Annotated in this window: 16 protein-coding genes; 11 read left to right on the top strand and 5 right to left on the bottom strand. The window is 69.3% G+C overall.

What is annotated here, in order from left to right; translation table 11 throughout:
- A partial coding sequence (locus ACFFNX_RS21340) for an adenosylhomocysteinase (RefSeq protein ID WP_378204903.1) occupies positions 1–112 on the bottom strand: 112 nt, incomplete at its 3' end.
- A gap of 112 nt (positions 113–224) precedes the next feature.
- Between ACFFNX_RS21340 and mtnP the strand changes: the two genes are divergently transcribed.
- The 6 genes from mtnP (at position 225) to ACFFNX_RS21310 (ending at position 5,678) form a co-directional block, all read left to right on the top strand.
- Positions 225–1,217 carry an S-methyl-5'-thioadenosine phosphorylase gene (mtnP, locus tag ACFFNX_RS21335; RefSeq protein WP_378204900.1) on the top strand — a complete coding sequence of 331 codons (993 nt, stop codon included), beginning with the start codon at positions 225–227 and terminating at the stop codon, positions 1,215–1,217.
- A gap of 38 nt (positions 1,218–1,255) precedes the next feature.
- Positions 1,256–2,449 carry a methionine adenosyltransferase gene (gene metK, locus ACFFNX_RS21330; protein ID WP_378204897.1) on the top strand — a complete coding sequence of 398 codons (1,194 nt, stop codon included), beginning with the start codon at positions 1,256–1,258 and terminating at the stop codon, positions 2,447–2,449.
- The gene (locus tag ACFFNX_RS21325; RefSeq protein ID WP_378204894.1) at positions 2,446–3,000 is read left to right on the top strand and encodes an adenine phosphoribosyltransferase; all 555 of its coding nucleotides are present in this window, start codon (positions 2,446–2,448) and stop codon (positions 2,998–3,000) included. Before metK ends, ACFFNX_RS21325 begins: the two co-directional genes overlap by 4 nt.
- 236 nt (positions 3,001–3,236) lie before the next feature.
- The gene (locus ACFFNX_RS21320) at positions 3,237–4,166 is read left to right on the top strand and encodes a sensor histidine kinase (protein ID WP_378204890.1); all 930 of its coding nucleotides are present in this window, start codon (positions 3,237–3,239) and stop codon (positions 4,164–4,166) included.
- On the top strand, positions 4,150–4,818 hold the full coding sequence (locus ACFFNX_RS21315) for a response regulator transcription factor (RefSeq protein WP_378204887.1): 669 nt from the start codon (positions 4,150–4,152) through the stop codon (positions 4,816–4,818). Before ACFFNX_RS21320 ends, ACFFNX_RS21315 begins: the two co-directional genes overlap by 17 nt.
- A gap of 17 nt (positions 4,819–4,835) precedes the next feature.
- Positions 4,836–5,678, top strand: coding sequence for a cyclase family protein (locus ACFFNX_RS21310; protein WP_378204884.1), 843 nt, complete (start codon positions 4,836–4,838; stop codon positions 5,676–5,678).
- Positions 5,679–5,734: 56 nt separating this feature from the next.
- On the opposite strand, the gene ACFFNX_RS21305 is transcribed toward ACFFNX_RS21310, so the two are convergent.
- Positions 5,735–6,667 (bottom strand): LysR family transcriptional regulator, encoded by a 933-nt coding sequence (locus ACFFNX_RS21305; RefSeq protein WP_378204880.1) that lies wholly within the window; start codon positions 6,665–6,667, stop codon positions 5,735–5,737.
- 92 nt (positions 6,668–6,759) lie between these two features.
- Between ACFFNX_RS21305 and ACFFNX_RS21300 the strand changes: the two genes are divergently transcribed.
- The 3 genes from ACFFNX_RS21300 to ileS are packed head-to-tail and all read left to right on the top strand — an operon-like array spanning position 6,760 to position 12,616.
- Positions 6,760–8,088 (top strand): APC family permease, encoded by a 1,329-nt coding sequence (locus tag ACFFNX_RS21300; RefSeq protein WP_378204877.1) that lies wholly within the window; start codon positions 6,760–6,762, stop codon positions 8,086–8,088.
- Positions 8,089–8,142: 54 nt separating this feature from the next.
- A complete protein-coding gene (locus ACFFNX_RS21295; RefSeq protein WP_378204874.1) occupies positions 8,143–9,321 on the top strand; it encodes an acyl-CoA dehydrogenase family protein in 1,179 nt (392 codons plus the stop codon).
- Positions 9,322–9,361: 40 nt separating this feature from the next.
- Positions 9,362–12,616: an isoleucine--tRNA ligase gene (gene ileS / locus ACFFNX_RS21290; RefSeq protein ID WP_378204871.1), complete on the top strand. Its 3,255-nt coding sequence runs from the start codon at positions 9,362–9,364 to the stop codon at positions 12,614–12,616.
- A 68-nt stretch (positions 12,617–12,684) separates the two neighbouring features.
- On the opposite strand, the gene ACFFNX_RS21285 is transcribed toward ileS, so the two are convergent.
- From ACFFNX_RS21285 to ACFFNX_RS21275, 3 genes are read right to left on the bottom strand one after another with little or no spacing between them, the layout of a single operon-like run.
- Entirely contained in the window at positions 12,685–13,032 is a 348-nt protein-coding gene (locus ACFFNX_RS21285; protein WP_378204868.1) for a nuclear transport factor 2 family protein, read from the bottom strand.
- A 15-nt stretch (positions 13,033–13,047) separates the two neighbouring features.
- On the bottom strand, positions 13,048–13,863 hold the full coding sequence (locus ACFFNX_RS21280; RefSeq protein WP_378204865.1) for a 2-keto-4-pentenoate hydratase: 816 nt from the start codon (positions 13,861–13,863) through the stop codon (positions 13,048–13,050).
- Positions 13,863–14,795: an SAM-dependent methyltransferase gene (locus ACFFNX_RS21275; RefSeq protein ID WP_378204861.1), complete on the bottom strand. Its 933-nt coding sequence runs from the start codon at positions 14,793–14,795 to the stop codon at positions 13,863–13,865. Before ACFFNX_RS21275 ends, ACFFNX_RS21280 begins: the two co-directional genes overlap by 1 nt.
- Positions 14,796–15,060: 265 nt before the next feature.
- Here ACFFNX_RS21275 and ACFFNX_RS21270 point away from each other — a divergent pair, with 265 nt between their 5' ends.
- Both ACFFNX_RS21270 and ACFFNX_RS21265 read left to right on the top strand, forming a co-directional pair.
- Positions 15,061–16,065, top strand: a complete 1,005-nt coding sequence (locus ACFFNX_RS21270; protein WP_378204858.1) for a carbohydrate kinase family protein — start codon at positions 15,061–15,063, stop codon at positions 16,063–16,065.
- Positions 16,062–16,331: aldolase/citrate lyase family protein (locus tag ACFFNX_RS21265; RefSeq protein WP_378204855.1), on the top strand; the 270-nt coding region annotated here is incomplete at its 3' end. The genes ACFFNX_RS21270 and ACFFNX_RS21265, both read left to right, overlap by 4 nt.

The raw sequence follows: 16,331 nt of genomic DNA, 5'->3' as shown, positions 1-16,331 counted from the left end.
CGGCCATGAGACCGGGCATCTCGTGCTCGGCGAGCTGGATCTCCCTGCGGCCGAACGCCGCCAGCGACAGATCGGCCACCTTGTACTCGTAATTTCTCAACCCGCTCTCCATTCGCTTGGGCGATGGGACCTCTGTACGTACCTTGAAGCCCGAGAATAGGTAGGGCGGCAATCTTTCGCATAACCACCATTGATGTAATCACGCTGCGACCAAAGTCGCACACGTGTTCTCCGAACAGCGGATTTATCCACTGAAGCATCGGGTTATGTTCGGCGCAGCGGCGTCACGTGGGACTAAGCAATGCGGCCGACGGAAGACAAAGGCGGTTGATATCGAAATGAGCGAAGCACGCGTAGAAGTAGGGATAATCGGCGGCAGCGGCCTGTATGAATTGGCGGAGCTGGAGGACGCCGAGACGATCCACGTCGAGACCCCCTTCGGGTCGCCCAGTGACGACCTGGTCGTCGGCCGGATCTGCGGGCGCTCGGTGGCGTTCGTCCCGAGGCACGGACGGGGTCACCGCCTCTCCCCCACCGAGATCCCCGTCCAGGCCAACATCTACGCGCTGAAGGCACTGGGCGCCCGCCAGGTCATCAGCATCAGCGCCGTCGGCAGCCTGCGCGAGGAGTACGAACCGGGAAGCCTCGTGGTGCCGGACCAGATCGTGGACTGGACGAAGAGCGGCCGGCCGAAGTCGTTCTTCGATGACGGGATCGTCGTGCACACCTCGGTCGCCGACCCGTACTGCGGCCGGCTGCGCGAGGAACTCATGGCGGCGGCGCACAGCGCGACCGACGCCACGGTGCACGACAGTGGCACCTACATCTGCATCGAGGGACCGCAATTCTCGACGCGTGCGGAATCGGAGCTCTACCGATTCTTGAAAATGGACATCATTGGCATGACCGCCGTTCCGGAGGCCAAGCTCGCGCGCGAGGCCGAGCTGTGTTATTCGGCACTGGCACTGGTGACCGACTATGACTGCTGGCGTTCGGACGAAGAGGCCGTCGACGCCGATCTGGTCACCACTGTCATGGCGCGCAATGCCGACGCCGCGAAGCGGACGATCGTCCGCCTCATCGAGAAGCTTCCGGCCGACTCCGCGTGCGAATGTCAGGACGCCCTGGCGCACGCGATCATCACCGACCGGGCCGCCGTGCCGCCCGCGGTGCGCGAGCGGCTGGACCTGCTCATCGGCAGGCATCTCACCGGCTGATCGACATCCGACACACGAACCTGAAATGGAGGACCGTCATGAGCTATCGGCTGTTCACCTCGGAATCCGTCGCCGAAGGCCACCCCGACAAGATCGCGGACCAGATCAGTGACACGGTCGTCGACGCGATGCTGGAGAAGGACCCGCACAGCCGTACCGCGATCGAGACGCTGATCAGCACCGGCTTCGTCCACGTCACCGGCGAGGTCTCCGGAACGCTCCCCGACGTCGAGGCCCTCGTCCGGAAGAAGATCCTGGACATCGGATACGACTCGTCCGCGAAGGGGTTCGACGGCGCCTCGTGCGGCGTCGTGGTGTCGATCGGCGCGCAGTCCGCGGACATCGCGCAGGGCGTCGAGAACTCCTACGAGGCCCGTACGGAGAGCACCGATGAGTTCGACCGCCAGGGCGCGGGCGACCAGGGTCTGATGTTCGGCTACGCGTGCTCGGAGACCCCGGAGCTGATGCCGTTCCCGCTGACCCTAGCCCACCGGCTCGCGCGGCGCCTCGCCGCGGTGCGGCGCGACGGCACGGTGCCGTACCTGCGCCCGGACGGCAAGACCCAGGTCACGCTGGCCTACCAGGGCGACCTTCCGGTCCGCCTCGACACCGTCGTGGTCTCCACCCAGCACGCCCCGGACGTCTCCCTGGAGGGGCTTCTCATTCCGGACATCATCGAGCACGTGATCACTCCGGAGATCGCCGCGCTCGACCTGGCGACCGATGACTACCGGCTCCTCGTGAACCCGACGGGACGATTCGAGGTCGGGGGTCCCATGGGCGACGCCGGGCTGACCGGCCGGAAGATCATCGTCGACACCTATGGCGGCATGGCGCGGCACGGGGGCGGCGCGTTCTCCGGCAAGGACCCCTCCAAGGTCGACCGCTCGGCGGCGTACGCCATGCGCTGGGTGGCCAAGAACGTCGTCGCGGCCGGGCTGGCCGGCCGGTGCGAGGTGCAGGTCGCGTACGCGATCGGCAAGGCGCGGCCGGTCGGCCTTTTCGTCGAGTGCTTCGGCACGGAGAAGATCCCCACCGAGCAGATCCAGGACGCCATCAACGAGGTCTTCGACCTGCGGCCGGCGGCCATCATCGCGGACCTGGACCTGCGGCGGCCGAAGTACGCCCAGACCGCGGTCTACGGGCACTTCGGCCGGGAGGAGCCGGAGATGACCTGGGAACGCTGTGACCGGGTGGCGGATCTGCGCGAGGCGACGGGGATCGACGCGTGAGCACCGAGGCCCCGACCGACCGGCGGCGACTCGCCGATCTGATCCGCGACGGCATCCGGACCGTGCCGGACTTTCCCCGGCCCGGCATCGCCTTTCTCGATCTTTGTCCCGTCTTCTCGCAACCGGCCCTGCTCGGCGCACTCGCCGGCGCGATGAGCGACGCGTTCGCCGGCGCCTTCGACCGGGTGCTGGCGATAGAGGCGCGGGGTTTCGTGGTGGGAACGGCGGTGGCCTGCCACGCCGGCAGGCCGCTGGTCCTGGCCCGCAAGAGCGGCAAGCTGCCCGGACCGGTCGAGTCGGTGCGCTATGACCTCGAGTACGGCAGCGCCGAGCTGCAGGTCCAACGCGACGTCCTACGGCCGGGCGAGCGGGTGATCATCGTCGACGACGTGCTGGCGACCGGCGGCACCATGGCGGCCGCCGACGAACTGGTCCGCCGGAGCGGGGCGGAGGTCGCCGGGTACGCCGTCGTGGTCACCATTCCGGGGCTCGGCGGTGAAGATCGACTCAGCCCGTCAAAGGTGTTTTCGGTCCTACCAACCGGGAATTGAGGACAATACTCGATCCGCGAAGTTTCTTGTTTACCATCAACAACACCGGTTACAGCCCTATCTAATGGATCTATCGTTGCGGGAGGCCATACGACTTGACACCTAAAGGCTGATATGGAACCGTCCTCCTGACCACGGAGTAAACCCCTAACTCTTCGAGGTCAGACTAAAACATTCCGCAGTAGCGGATCTCCGTCCGCGGAAATCAACAGATCCGTCAATGAGGCGATGCGTTCATGCACGGTCCGAGCATCACCATCACCGCCGCCCGAGCGTATCGGCAGAGGAATGAAGCCGACGACAGCAAGATCGAAAAAGCGGCATCCGCGTCCGGGCCGGACGTGGCCAATTCACCTGGCCCCCGCCAAGCCGGACACGACCTCGTCGCGAAATCTGCCGATGCCCGTGAACGCCCGGGAAATTCTCTCCACATTGGAGAACGAATGAACGCACACGCGAGCAGCAAAACCGAGGCCTCCATTGAAGTCGTTGAAGATCGATTCACCCGCACCGAGGAGCTCCGGGAGTTAAGCCGGGACCTCCATGATCGGATCGCTCACTCGGTCCTCACCGTGCTCAACAGCCTCGAATTGGTGGAATTAGAGCGGGAGGCGACCGAGCCGGCGGCGCGATCTCGCCTGGCGCAGGCGAAGAGGTCCACCGCGGAGACGCTCGAGGAGGTCCGGCGGCTCGCCGCCCGCCTCCGCGTCATGGCCGAGCGCGTCACCCATCCTTGGAACGATGCACCTCGCAAGGTCGAGTCTTGGAACGATGCACATCGCAAGGCCGACCGCGTCTGCCGGGCCTCGGCCGAGCCCGCCGACCAGGGACGGACGACGGCGTCGGGCGACGCGCGCGAACTGCACGACGAGCTGTTCCTGGTCGTACGGGAGGCGGTGTACAACGCGGTCATCCACGCACGCGCCAAATGCGTGGCGGTCGACGTACGGGCGGACGGTGACTGGGTCAACGCGGTCGTGGAGGACGACGGAAGCGGCTTCGAACCGCATCGGCTGTCACCCGCGAAAAGCGTCGGACTGGTCTCGATGCGCGAGCGGACCATCCGCGTCGGCGGCCGGCTCGACATCGCCTCCTGCCCCTGCTGCGGCACTCGCGTCACCATCGGGATACCGCTACGGAGAGCCTGGCGTGAACACGGGGGATAGGCGGATCCGGGTGCTCATCGCGGACGACCACACGCTGTTTCGTGAGGGAATCGCGGAGATACTGGCACGGGAGAAGGATCTGGAGGTCGTCGGCGAAGCGGACTCGGGCCGCGGGCTGCTGGCGATCGCCCGGAAGATGAACCCCGACGCGATCATGCTCGACGTCGAGATGCCGGGGCCGGGAGCGGAGGCGACCGTACGGGAGATCGTCACCGAGCTCCCGGACATCCGTGTGATCATTTTGACCATGCACGACGACCCCGGGCTCGTCGAGAAGATGCTCGCCGCCGGAGCCCGGGCGTACGTCATCAAGGGTGCCACTCGCGAGGCGCTGCTGGCCGCGATCCGGGGTGCCCGGCACGACGATCAGCACGTCGTCGTCTCGGTGTCCCGGGAGACGGTGATCAGGTTACGAGAACCACCGGAGTCCCCGCTCTCACCGCGCGAGCTCGAGGTGCTGACGGCGGTCTCGGCCGGGCTCAGCAACGCGCAGATCGCCGCCCGGCTGTTCATCACCGAGGGAACGGTGAAGCGGCACCTGACGAATGTGTACGTGAAGCTCGACGTGACGACCCGCATGAACGCCATCAACAAGGCGATCGAGATGGGGCTCATCAAACCCAGGGGCTTCCGGCACCCGAAGCACTACTGATCCGGAGGGAGAGACCGATGACCGACAGCTCGACCGCGACGGCGCCTCCGATGCTCACGGGAGGTCATGTCCTCGTCGACCTGTCCGTGCTGATCGCCGAGGACCTGCCCTGCTACTGGTCGACCCATCAGCCGTTCCAGCACAAGACGTGGAACTGGTTCGAGAACAGGAGCGAGCCGAGCGGCTGCGTCATCAATCGCTCGGGGCCGTACGCGACCCGGTGGATGGCGATCGACGAGCACACGGGGACGCACCTCGACTCCCCCAGCCACTTCATTCCCCCCGAGGGGTCCGGACTTCCGCACGCGGGGCCGGCCGGGGCCGTGTCGATCGACCGGGTGCCGCTGGAGCTCCCCATGGGGCCGGCCGGTGTCGTCGACGTGTCCGCGCTCGTGGGGACCGTCGACGAGCCGGGCCGTAGCCCGATCATCGACCCCCGGACCGTCACGGAGTGGGAGGAGGAGCACGGCCGGTTCCAGCCCGGCGACGTGTGCCTGTTCCGCACCGGCTGGGACGTCTACTACCAGCGCGGCGAGGCCGGTGCGGCGTACCTGCACGACATCGTCGTGACCGGGCGGCGTCCCGCCTGGCCGGCGCCCGAAGTGGACACCGTCGAACTGCTCCTGGAGCGCGGTGTCCGCTGTGTGGGCATCGACGCGCCCAGCATGGGACCGGCGCACGGGGACCGCGGCCAGGCGGTGCACGTGCGGGGGCTGAGCGAGGGCGCCGTCTACGTGGAGTGCCTGACCGGGTTGGACCGGCTCCCGCAGCGTGGCGCGTTCTTCTGCTTCCTGCCGCTGAACGTGGAGCGCGCCACCGGTGCGCCCGGCCGGGCCGTGGCCTGGCTGCCGGCGGGATGACCCGGTTACGCCCGCCGTTCGTGCGGATGGGGCCCGCGCCCCGTCCGCACGGGCCCTCATCCGCTCGCGAGCCGGCGGGCCGCCTCGTCCTTCAGCTCGGCGCAGACGTTCTTGAGCACGCCCAGCATCGCCAGTGCGGCGGGCGAGCGGTACGACCCGGGCGCCAGGGCGACGCGGATCTTCCGCGACAGCGCCTTGGCGTCCAGCGGCCGCACGACGACGTCCGCTCGGACCGTGGGCACGGTGAGCTGGGGTATCAGCGCCACTCCCACACCCGCTGCGACGAGTCCCTCGACCACGGTCCGGTCATCGGTCCGCAGCGCGACCACCGGTTCGAAGCCCACCTCGTGGCAGGCCTCGGGCAGGACCTCCAAGGTCGAACCGTGCCGGACTCCCTGGATCCAGGGCTCGTCGGCCAGGTCGGCGAGCCCGATGCTGTCCCGATCCGCGAGCGGATGCCCGAGGGGGAGGCCGATGTGAAGCGGGTCGTCGACCAGATCCAGCTGTTCGATGTCCTCGGGGAGCGGAGGCTCCATCTCGAACTGGTAGACGAGAGCGAGGTTGATCTCGTTGGCGCGCAGGCCGGCCACACACTCGTCCGGATCGCCCTGGAACAGGTCGAGCTCGATGCCCGGGTAGCGAGCGCGGAAGGCGGCGATCGACCGTGCCACCAGCGTTGATCCGGCGGTGGCGAACCAGCCGAGCCGCAGCAGCCCGGACTCCAGCCCGGCGAACGCCCGCAGTTCCTTCTCGATCGAGTCGAGCTGATGGAAGACCGACTCCGCCTGGCTGACGAGCAGCCGCCCCGGCTCGGTGAGCGAGACGCCACGCGCGCCGCGCTCCACCAGGCGCGTGCCCAGCTCTCTCTCGAACGCCGCGATCTGCTGCGAGATCGCGGATGGGGTGTAGGCCAGCGCCTGGGCCGCGGCGGTGAACGAGCCCCGTCTCGATACCTCGCGAAGGATCCAGAGGCGGCGCACATCAAGCATTTAAACACTCTAACAGGAGCTTGCAGAAAAAGTTGCTCGCCGAAAAGCCTAAGGCGGACAAAGCTCCCCTCTGGTCGCGATAGGAAGTATTCATGGCCGAAGTAGACGCGGATCGGCGGCCCCAGCGCCGGACGACGACGGAGTTGCGACGAGAGCTGGGGCTCAAGGAAGCGGTGGCGATCGGGATCGGGGGCACCGTCGGTGGAGGCATCTTCGTTCTCGTAGGCGTCGCCGGAGGGAAAGCCGGGCCTGCCGCCCTTATCGCGTTTTCCTTAGCTTTCGTAGCCTCTCTCTTCATCGCCCTCCCCTACGCAGAACTCGCCTGCCGGCTGCCGATGGCGGGCGGCGGGTACGCGTTCGCCCGGCAGGTCCTCGGCCCACACTGGGGATTCCTGATGGGCTGGATCTACTGGGGCGCCTACGTTTTCCTGTCCGGATACGTGACGATCGGCTTCGGAGGCTACCTCCACGCCGCGACCGGGTTCCCCACCACGGCGGGCGCGGCGATCCTGGTGGCCGCGTGCATCGCGGTGAACCTCCTCGGCGTCAAGGTGTCCGGAGGCGTCCAGACCGCGGTCATCGCCGCGGCGATAATCGGGCTGGCCGGGTTCTCTTTCTGGGGCCTTCCCCACGTTAGTCTCAGCCACCTGACTCCATTCGCTCCGCACGGAATCAATGGCGTTTTCCTGGCCGCACTCGTGGCATTTCTGTCATTCGGCGGATTCGACATGGTGGCCGCCGCCGGCGAAGAGATAAAGCACCCCGAACGCAACCTGCCGCGCGCAATCATGCTGACGCTGACCGGCGTGCTCTTCCTTTACCTCATCGTGGCCTTCGTCGCGGTGGGCACCATTTCCTCGGACCATCTCGGGTCGTCGACCTCGCCACTGGCCGACGCCGCCGGCGTCTTCGGCGGCGACGTCGCCCGGCACCTCATCGTGTTCTGCGCCCTCCTGACCACCGCCGCGACCGCGAACGCCATCGTCGTGGTGACGTCCCGCACCGTCTTCGCGATGTCACGGGACCGGATGCTCCCCGCACCGTTCGCCGCGGTGAGCCGCCGTACCGGATCCCCCTGGGTCGCGGTGCTGATCAACGGTCTCCTGATCGAGGGCGTGGCGCTGGTCGGCACCGTGTCGATGTCCTCCTCGACCGGCGGTTTCCTGTACGTCCTTCACTTCGTCCCGCCCCTGCTGGCACTGGTCCGGCTGCGCCGCGACAACGCCGGCGAGCGCCCCGCGTTCTCGACGCCGGCGCCGCGGATCCTCGTGCCCCTCGCATTCGCGTGTAGCGCGGGTCTCCTCATCGCCAGCGGCTTCACAGGAGTGACCATCGGCTCGGCGTGGCTCCTCGTCGGCGTCGTCCTCTACATCGGTTACTTGTACACACAGCGCGCCGACCGCGCCGGGCGGGTGGGCTGAGCGCGGGAACACCCGTGTCGAAGGATCAGAACACGATCGAGGGAGTGTCGGAGCATGGCGGCCGGTGACGACATCACGCGTACGGATCTCTTCCTCGTCGACGAACTGCTCACTCCGGACGAACGCGAGGTACGCGACCGGGTGCGGCACTTCGTCGACGAGCAGGTGCTGCCGATCATCAACGACTACTGGGAACGCGCCGAGTTCCCGTTCACGCTCGTACCCGGGCTGGGCGACCTGCGGATCGCCGGAGGCGCGCTGCGAGGCGACGGCTGCCCCGGGATGAGCCCGGTCGCCGAAGGCCTCGTCGCCGCCGAGCTGGCCCGCGCCGATGGCGGCCTGCGGGTCTTCTTCGTCGGCCACAGCCTGGCCATGATGTCCATCGGCCTGCTGGGCTCGGCCGAGCAGCGGTCCCGCTGGCTGCCGAAGCTGGCCGCGATGGAGACGATCGGCGCGTTCGCGATGACCGAGCCGGCGCACGGGTCGGACGTCTCCTCGCTGGAGACGCGGGCGCGGCGCGACGGCGACGCGTACGTCCTGGAGGGCGCCAAGCGCTGGATCGGCAATGGCACCTTCGCCGACGTCGTCGTGGTCTGGGCCCGCGACGATGAGGGCGATGTCGGCGGCTTCGTCGTGGAGACCCCGGCGGAGGGGTACGCCGCGTCGGCCATGCGCGGCAAGACCGCCTGCCGGGTGGCGGCGCACGCCGAGATCTCGCTGACCGGCGTGCGGGTGCCCGCCGAGAACCGCCTGAGCGAGGCGACGTCGTGGCGCGCGATTTCCCCGCTGATGCTCAAGGCCCGCCAGGACGTCTGCTGGGAGGCGCTCGGGCACGCCGTGGCCGCGTACGAGGTCGCGGTGGCCCATGCGATGGAGCGGCGGCAGTTCGGCCATCCGCTGGCCGACTTCCAGCTCGTGCAGGCCAAGCTGGCGCGGATGCTCGCCGACCTCACGAGCATGCGGCTGATGTGCTGGCGGCTGACCCGCCTGGAAGAGGAGGGCAGGGCGACCCTCGCGCAGGCGTCGGCCGCCAAGCTGCACACCGCGGCCGCCGCCCGCCAGATCGTCCTGGACGCGCGCGACATCCTCGGCGGCGACGGGCTCCTGATCGACCGGCACGTGGCCCGCCACCACGCCGACATCGAGGCCCTTTACACATACGAGGGAACCCAGGACATCCAAAAGCTCATACTGGGCCGCAGCATCACCGGCCGATCCGCCTTCACCCGCTGATCCGCCGGCCATCGATCGATCCCACACACGGAGGAGACTTGTGACGTTCGACCCGGTCCCCCAGCGGCCCGAGCTACCGAAGCTGGAGGAAGAAGTCCTTCGGCGCTGGAATGACGAAGGCGTGTTCCGCAGGTCCCTGGACCGGACCGCCGGGGGCACTCTTTTCCGGTTCTACGACGGCCCGCCGACCGCCAACGGGCGGCCCGGCGTTCACCACGTCGAGGCCCGGGTGTTCAAGGACGTCTTTCCTCGCTACCGCACGATGAAGGGCCAGGCCGTGCCTCGTAAGGCCGGCTGGGACTGTCACGGGATCCCGGTCGAGCTGGAGGTGGAGCGCGAGCTCGGGCTGACGCGCAAGACGCAGATCGAGGAGTACGGCGTCGCGGCCTTCAACGCCCGCTGCCGGGAGTCGGTGACGCGCTACGTCGGCGAGTTCCAGCGGCTCACCGAGCGCACCGGCTTCTGGGTGGACACCGAGGACGCCTACTGGACGCTGAGCGACGAGTACGTCGAGAGCGTCTGGTGGTCGCTCAAGACCCTGTACGAGCGCGGGCTGATCTACCAGGACCAGCGGGTCGTGCCGTACTGCCCGCGATGTGGCACCGCGCTGTCGGACCATGAGGTCGCCCAGGGGTACCGGGAGACCGACGACCCGAGCATCTTCGTGCGCTTCCCGGTGCTCTCCGGCCCGCTGGGTCCCGGCGGCGCCGGCCTCCCCGAGCCGGACGCCGAGGTGTCGCTCGTGGTGTGGACGACGATGCCGTGGACGCTCGTACCCGCCACGGCCGCGGTCGTCAGCGACAAGATCCGGTACGTCCTGGCTCGCGGCGGGCGTGCCGGTGACCACTTCGTGGTGCTCGCCGCCGACCGCGTCAAGGTCGCCCTGGGCGAGTCGGCGGAGATCATCCGCGAGGTGGCGATCGACGAGCTGGCGGGCGCCCGCTACCAGGCGCCCTTCGACTTCGTCGGCCCCGGCTCGGCCGCCGATCCGGGCGGCGACCCGGCCTCCTGGCGATTCGTCGTGATCGATGACTTCGTCGAGATCGACCAGGGCACCGGGATCGTGCACACCGGCGCGGCGTTCGGCGAGGACGACATGCGCGTGGCCCGTGCCAACGGCATGCCCACGGTGAAGCCGGTGGACGCCGAGGGACGGTTCGACGACCGGGTCGGCCCGTACGCCGGCATGTTCATCCGCGACGCGGACGCGCCGATCATCGACTTCCTCCGGGACAACGACCTGCTGGTGCAGGAGGGGACGCACCGGCACTCGTTCCCCTTCTGCTGGCGGTGCTCCTCGCCGCTGCTGTACTACGCCAAGCCGTCCTGGTTCATCGCGACCACCCGGCTCCGGGACGAGCTCCTGGCCGGCAACGCCGACGTCGACTGGCGGCCGCCGCACATCCGGGACGGCCGGTACGGTGACTGGCTGGCCAACAACGTCGACTGGGCGCTGTCCCGCGAGCGCTACTGGGGCACCCCGCTCCCGCTGTGGCGCTGCTCGGGGTGCGACCGGACGGTGGCCGTCGGATCCCGCGCCGAGCTCGGCGAGCTGGCCGGACGCGACCTGTCCGGGCTCGACCCGCACCGCCCGTACGTCGACGAGATCACCTTCGGCTGCGGGTCCTGCGACGGCACCATGACGCGGGTCCCCGAGGTCATCGACGCCTGGTACGACTCGGGCTCCATGCCGTTCGCGCAGTTCGGGTACCCGCACGTGCCCGGCAGCGAAGAGCGCTTCAAGGCGTCCTACCCCGCCGACTACATCTGTGAGGCCATCGACCAGACCCGGGGGTGGTTCTACTCCCTGCAGGCGGTCGGCACGCTGCTGTTCGGCGAGAACGCCTACCGGCGGTCGCTGTGCCTCGGCCACATCGTGGACGACGACGGACGCAAGATGTCCAAGTCGGCGGGCAACGTCCTGGACCCGTTCGCGCTGGTCGACGCCTACGGCGCGGACGCCCTGCGCTGGGTCCTCCTCGTCGAGGGGAACCCCTGGCAGTCCCGGCGAGTCGGCGAACGGGCGCTGGAGGAGGCGATCCGCCGGGTCCTGCTGACGATCTGGAACACCTACTACTTCTTCGTCACCTACGCCCGCCTCGTGGAGTGGCGGCCCGGCCAGGACGTGCCGCCGGTCGAGCGGCGTCCGGTGCTCGACCGCTACATCCTCGCCGAGCTGGCCGACGTGACCGCCGAGGTCGACGCGGCGATGGACGGCTTCGACGTGACGGCGGCCGGCCGGCGGCTCACCGGTTTCGTCACCGACCTGTCGAACTGGTACGTGCGGTGCAGCAGGGACCGGTTCTGGAACACCGACCCGGCGGCGCCGGCCGAGGACTCCGCCGCGGCCTTCGCGACCCTGCACACGTGTCTGTCCACCCTCAGCCGGCTGCTCGCGCCGATCACGCCGTTCCTGGCCGAGGTCCTCTACCGGAACCTGGTGCTCAGCGTCGATCCGGCCGCCCCGGACTCGGTGCACCTGACCGACTTCCCCGAGCCCGACGCGGCCGTGTCGGACGACGGGCTGCGGGAGGCCATGGCCACCGCGCGCCGGCTCGTCACGCTGGGCCGGGAGGCGCGCAGCAACTCCGGCATCGGCGTCCGCCAGCCGCTGCGGCGCGCGATCGTCACGCTGCCGGCCGAACTCCACGACCGCTTCGACGACGTCCGCGGCGTCATCGCGACCGAGCTCAACGTCAAGGAACTCGAGCTGACCGGGGGCGGCCGGGCCGAGCCGGTGTCGCACGCGATCAAACCGGTGTTCCGCGCCCTCGGCGCGAAGTTCGGCAAACGGACACAGCTGGTCGCGGCGGCCGTCCGGGAGGCCGACCCGGAGGCCGTCGCCACCGCCGTCCGCGAGGAGGGACGGTTCACGGTCCTTGTGGACGGCGAGGAGATCACGCTGGACGCCGAGCACGTGGAGATCGCCGAGATCCCGGTCGTCGGCTGGCAGGTGTGCCGCGACGGCGGGCACAGCGTCGCGCTCGACGTCTCGATCGATCGCGACCTGCGCCTGGAGGGCCTCGCCCGGGAGCTGGTCCGGCTCACCAACGACCTGCGCAAGCGCCGTGGCCTCGGCTTCGCCGACCGCATCACGATGACGGTCGACGTCGGCGCCGACCCGCGCGGGGAGATCGCCGACATGCTCACCGCGCACACCACCGTCATCGGGCAGAACGTCCTCGCGGACGAGATCCGGCGAGGTCCCGGCGGCGACGGCGCCGAGCGGGTCTCGCTGGCGGACGGCGACATCACACTGGACCTGCGGCTGTCCGGCCGGCAGGCGGGCGTCTGATGACGGACCGCCCGGAACCCCCGCTCCGCCGCGCACCGCGCGCGACGGGCGGGGTTCCGGGCGGCTCCTCAGACGCTGGGGACGAAGAAGTGGGTCCGCCGCAGCCGGATCAGCCCGTCGTCGAACTCATAGATGTCGGCGAACCCGACCTCGGTGCGGGTGTCGCCGGGCAGCACGCAGCTCACGCGTCCCCAGGCGGCGGCCCTTCCGTCCTCGACGACCGTGTGCTCGACGTCGTGCACGCTGGCAAGGATCTTCCGCTCGTCGTGGTAGAAGCGAAGGACACGGTCGAGGCCGTCGAGCGATGGGAATCCCGGCCGTTCATAGACGATCTCCGGGTGGAAGAACTCCGGCAGCGCGTCCCAGTCCATCGCGTCGATGGTGGCGAACATCGCCCGGAGCCGTGCGTCGTCCATCGCGTCCCTCCAAGGTCACTCGAACACGACCGTCAGCGGCGCCAGGCCATGCGTCTCGACCACGAACTCGTCGCCACGCGCCGCGGGCAGCGATCGGCCGAGCGCCCCCGAGAGTACGACGTCGCCGGGGAGCAGGCTGGTGCCCAGGCGGTTGAGCGTACGGGCGAGCCACGCGACCGACTCGGCCGGGTGACCGAGCACCGCGCTGCCCAGCGCCTCGACCTCCGTGGTGCCGTTCTGCTGGACGAGCATGCCGATCGTGCGCAGGTCGGCGTCGCGCAACGCCGCGTTCCAGGGGCCGAGGGTGAAGGCGCCGTAGGACGCGTTGTCCGCGATGGTGTCGACGAGCTTGATCCGCCAGTCGGTGATCCGGCTGTCGATCACCTCGACGGCCGCCGCGACGGCGTCCGTCGCGGCCAGCGCCTCTTCGGCGGTGCAGTCCTCGCGGTCCAGGGGCTTGCCGATCAGGAACGCCAGTTCGCCCTCGACCCGCGGCTGCAGGAACACCTCGGCCGGGACGCCCGACCGGCCCGCCTGGGCGGGGTAGAAGCGCGACTCCCAGAGTCGGCCGTAGTCGGGTTCGTCCACCCCGATCTGGTCCCGCATCGCCTGGCTGGTCAGCCCGATCTTGTGGCCCAGCACCCGCTCACCGCGCTCGGCCCGCAGCTCGGACCAGCGGGTCTGGATGTGGTAGGCGACGGCCGGCGAGTCGAGGTCGGTCGTCTCGCTGAGCGGCCGGATGGTGTGCCGCTCCTCCCAGGCACGGTCGAGCGCGCCGACGATCGCCTCGATGTCGACGGCCGTGACGTCGCCGGTCGGGGTGCCGGCCATCATCGCGTCCTCTCGGCGAGGATGAGGATGCCACCCGGCATGTCATCCTCGAGCACCTCGCGTACGGTGAACCCGCCGTCGGCCAGGGCCGCGCTCCACCCCTTCGCGTCCAGGAGCGTCTGGCGCATCAGCGCGTGCACGAGGGTGAACTCCGGAGTGAACCACGGACGGTTCTCACCGGCGGCGGGCGGCCGCACCTCGGCGATGAGCAGCCGTGCGCCCTGCGGCAGCCGCTCGGCCATGTCGGACAGGTACGCCACCAGCGCGTCCCGGCCCTGGGCGAGGATCTCGTGCAGCAGGAAGAACGTGATCATCAGCTGGGTCTCGCCCAGTGACGGAATGGCGGACAGGTCGCCGGCGTCACCGCGGACGACCCGCACCTTGTCGGTGAGGCCGGCCGCGCGCACCGCCTTGTCGGCCTCCGCGCAGGCTTCGGGGCTGATGTCCACGCCGGTGCCGCTCGCGCCGAAGCGCGAGCACACGGTCAGCAGGAATCTCGCGTTCCCGCAGCCGAGGTCGACCGCATGATCGAACTCGACCCCCTCGAGCAGGCGCAGGGCGTGCGGGACGACGTCCTTGCGACCGAGCATCGCCGCGCCGTCCGCCACCCAGCGTCCGTCGCGCGGATAGTCGACGCCGTACCGCTTCTCGCCGCTCAGGAAGGCGTCCATCCGCCGCAGCGGCTCGCCGTATCCGCCGACGAGCCAGACCAGGTAGCCCTTGTCCCGGCAGACGTCGCGCCCGTACTCCGTGAGGGTGAACGCGTCGCCGCTCTCCTCGACGAGCCCGCGCTGAGTGAGGTAGCGGAGCGAGGCGCCGAGCAGCGCGGACTCGTCCGAGCCCCGGTCCTTGACCACGGCCCGGGTCAGCGTGCCATTCTCCAGGCCGGTGAGCAGGCCTGCCATCTCGAACGCGGCCAGCACACTGCTCACCGCATATCCCTCGAAAAGGTCGAACGCTCGGCGGCCGACTTCGGCGCGCCGCTCAGTGTCAGCCGTCATCGCTGTTCAACGCCCTTTCCTTGGAGAATGACGAACAGCCACAGCCTATTCGGAGCATCCTGACGCAGGAATCCCGCAAAGACGTATGGCGCGTACCCGTAAAGGTGTAACGCCGGGTTCCACCATTGCGAGATTGTCCGCTCGCCGGGCACCCGGTCATCCTTTCTGGGATGCCCGTACCCAAGGAGCGAGATTCGTGCGAGTCGTAATCACAGGTTCCATCGCGCTCGACCACCTGATGACCTTTCCGGGACGGTTCGCGGAGCATCTGATCGCCGACCACCTGAATGAGGTCTCGTTGTCCTTTCTCGCGGACGGGCTGACGGTCCGCCGCGGCGGTACCGGAGCCAACATCGCGCTCGGGCTGGCCCGGCTCGGCCACCGGCCCGTGCTCGCCGGCGCGGCCGGTCCGGACTTCGCCGACTACCGCGCCGACCTGGAGAGCGAGGGAGTCGACAACGCGTTCGTCCGGATCTCGGCGGAGCAGTACACGGCGCGCTTCGTCTGCACGACGGACGCGGTCGGGAACCAGATCGCGACCTTCTACCCCGGGGCGATGAGCGAGGCGCGCGAGGTCTACCTGCGGCCGGTGGCCGATCGGCTCGGGGGCGTCGACCTGGTGCTGATCGCCCCGGACGACCCGGACGCGATGCTGCGGCATACCGACGAGTGCCGCCGGCACGGGTATCCCTTCGCCGCCGACCCGTCGCAGCAACTGGCGCGCATGGACGGGCCCGCCATCCGGCGGCTCGTCGACGGCGCCCGGTACCTCTTCACCAACGCCTACGAACGAGAGCTGTTGTGCCAGAAGACCGGCTGGTCCGAACAGGACGTGCTGGGACGCGTCGGCCAGTGGATCACCACGCGGGGACGGGACGGCGTCTCGATCGAGGACTCGGACGGGCAGCGGATCGCCGTGCCGGCCGTCCTGACCGAGAAAGAGGTGGATCCGACCGGCGTCGGAGACGGTTTCCGGGCCGGTTTCGTGTGCGGCATCGCGTGGGGTCTGGGTCCGGAGCGGGCGGCCGAGATCGGATGCGCCATCGCCACGCTGGTGCTGGAGGTGACCGGGCCCCAGGGATACCGGCTCGACCCCGACCGGTTCACCACCATGCTGGCCTCGGGCTACGGCGCGGACAGCGCCGACGAGATCGGACCCCTCCTCCGGACGGCCGTGCGCGAGGCCGGTGCGGTCCGGTGAGCGACCCGCGGTCGCTGCGGTCCCTGCTGGCCGAGGGGCGGCGGCTCCTCGGCACGTTCAGCATCATCCCGTCGGCCGACATCATCGAGATCATCGCGTTGAGCGGCCTCGATTTCGTGATCATCGACATGGAGCACGGGCCGTTCGGGCTGGAGACGGTGCGTGCCGGGCTGATGGCCGCGCGGGCGCACGGCCTGCGGGCGGTGGTCCGGGTGCGGACGTCGGAGGCGGCGCTGGTCGGGGCGGCGCTGGACGTCGGCGCGGAC

This window comes from Actinoallomurus acaciae (assembly GCF_042429965.1).
GTDB classification, from domain to species: Bacteria; Actinomycetota; Actinomycetes; order Streptosporangiales; family Streptosporangiaceae; genus Actinoallomurus; species Actinoallomurus acaciae.
This window is presented reverse-complemented; position numbering and strand designations above follow the sequence as displayed.

Coding starts and splice junctions, on each gene's coding strand:
- metK (WP_378204897.1), top strand. CDS start 1,256: ATGAGCTATCGGCTGTTCACCTCGGAATCCGTCGCCGAAGGCCACCCC.
- ACFFNX_RS21320 (WP_378204890.1), top strand. CDS start 3,237: ATGCACGGTCCGAGCATCACCATCACCGCCGCCCGAGCGTATCGGCAG.
- ACFFNX_RS21310 (WP_378204884.1), top strand. CDS start 4,836: ATGACCGACAGCTCGACCGCGACGGCGCCTCCGATGCTCACGGGAGGT.
- ACFFNX_RS21305 (WP_378204880.1), bottom strand. CDS start 6,667: ATGCTTGATGTGCGCCGCCTCTGGATCCTTCGCGAGGTATCGAGACGG.
- ACFFNX_RS21300 (WP_378204877.1), top strand. CDS start 6,760: ATGGCCGAAGTAGACGCGGATCGGCGGCCCCAGCGCCGGACGACGACG.
- ACFFNX_RS21295 (WP_378204874.1), top strand. CDS start 8,143: ATGGCGGCCGGTGACGACATCACGCGTACGGATCTCTTCCTCGTCGAC.
- ACFFNX_RS21285 (WP_378204868.1), bottom strand. CDS start 13,032: ATGGACGACGCACGGCTCCGGGCGATGTTCGCCACCATCGACGCGATG.
- ACFFNX_RS21280 (WP_378204865.1), bottom strand. CDS start 13,863: ATGGCCGGCACCCCGACCGGCGACGTCACGGCCGTCGACATCGAGGCG.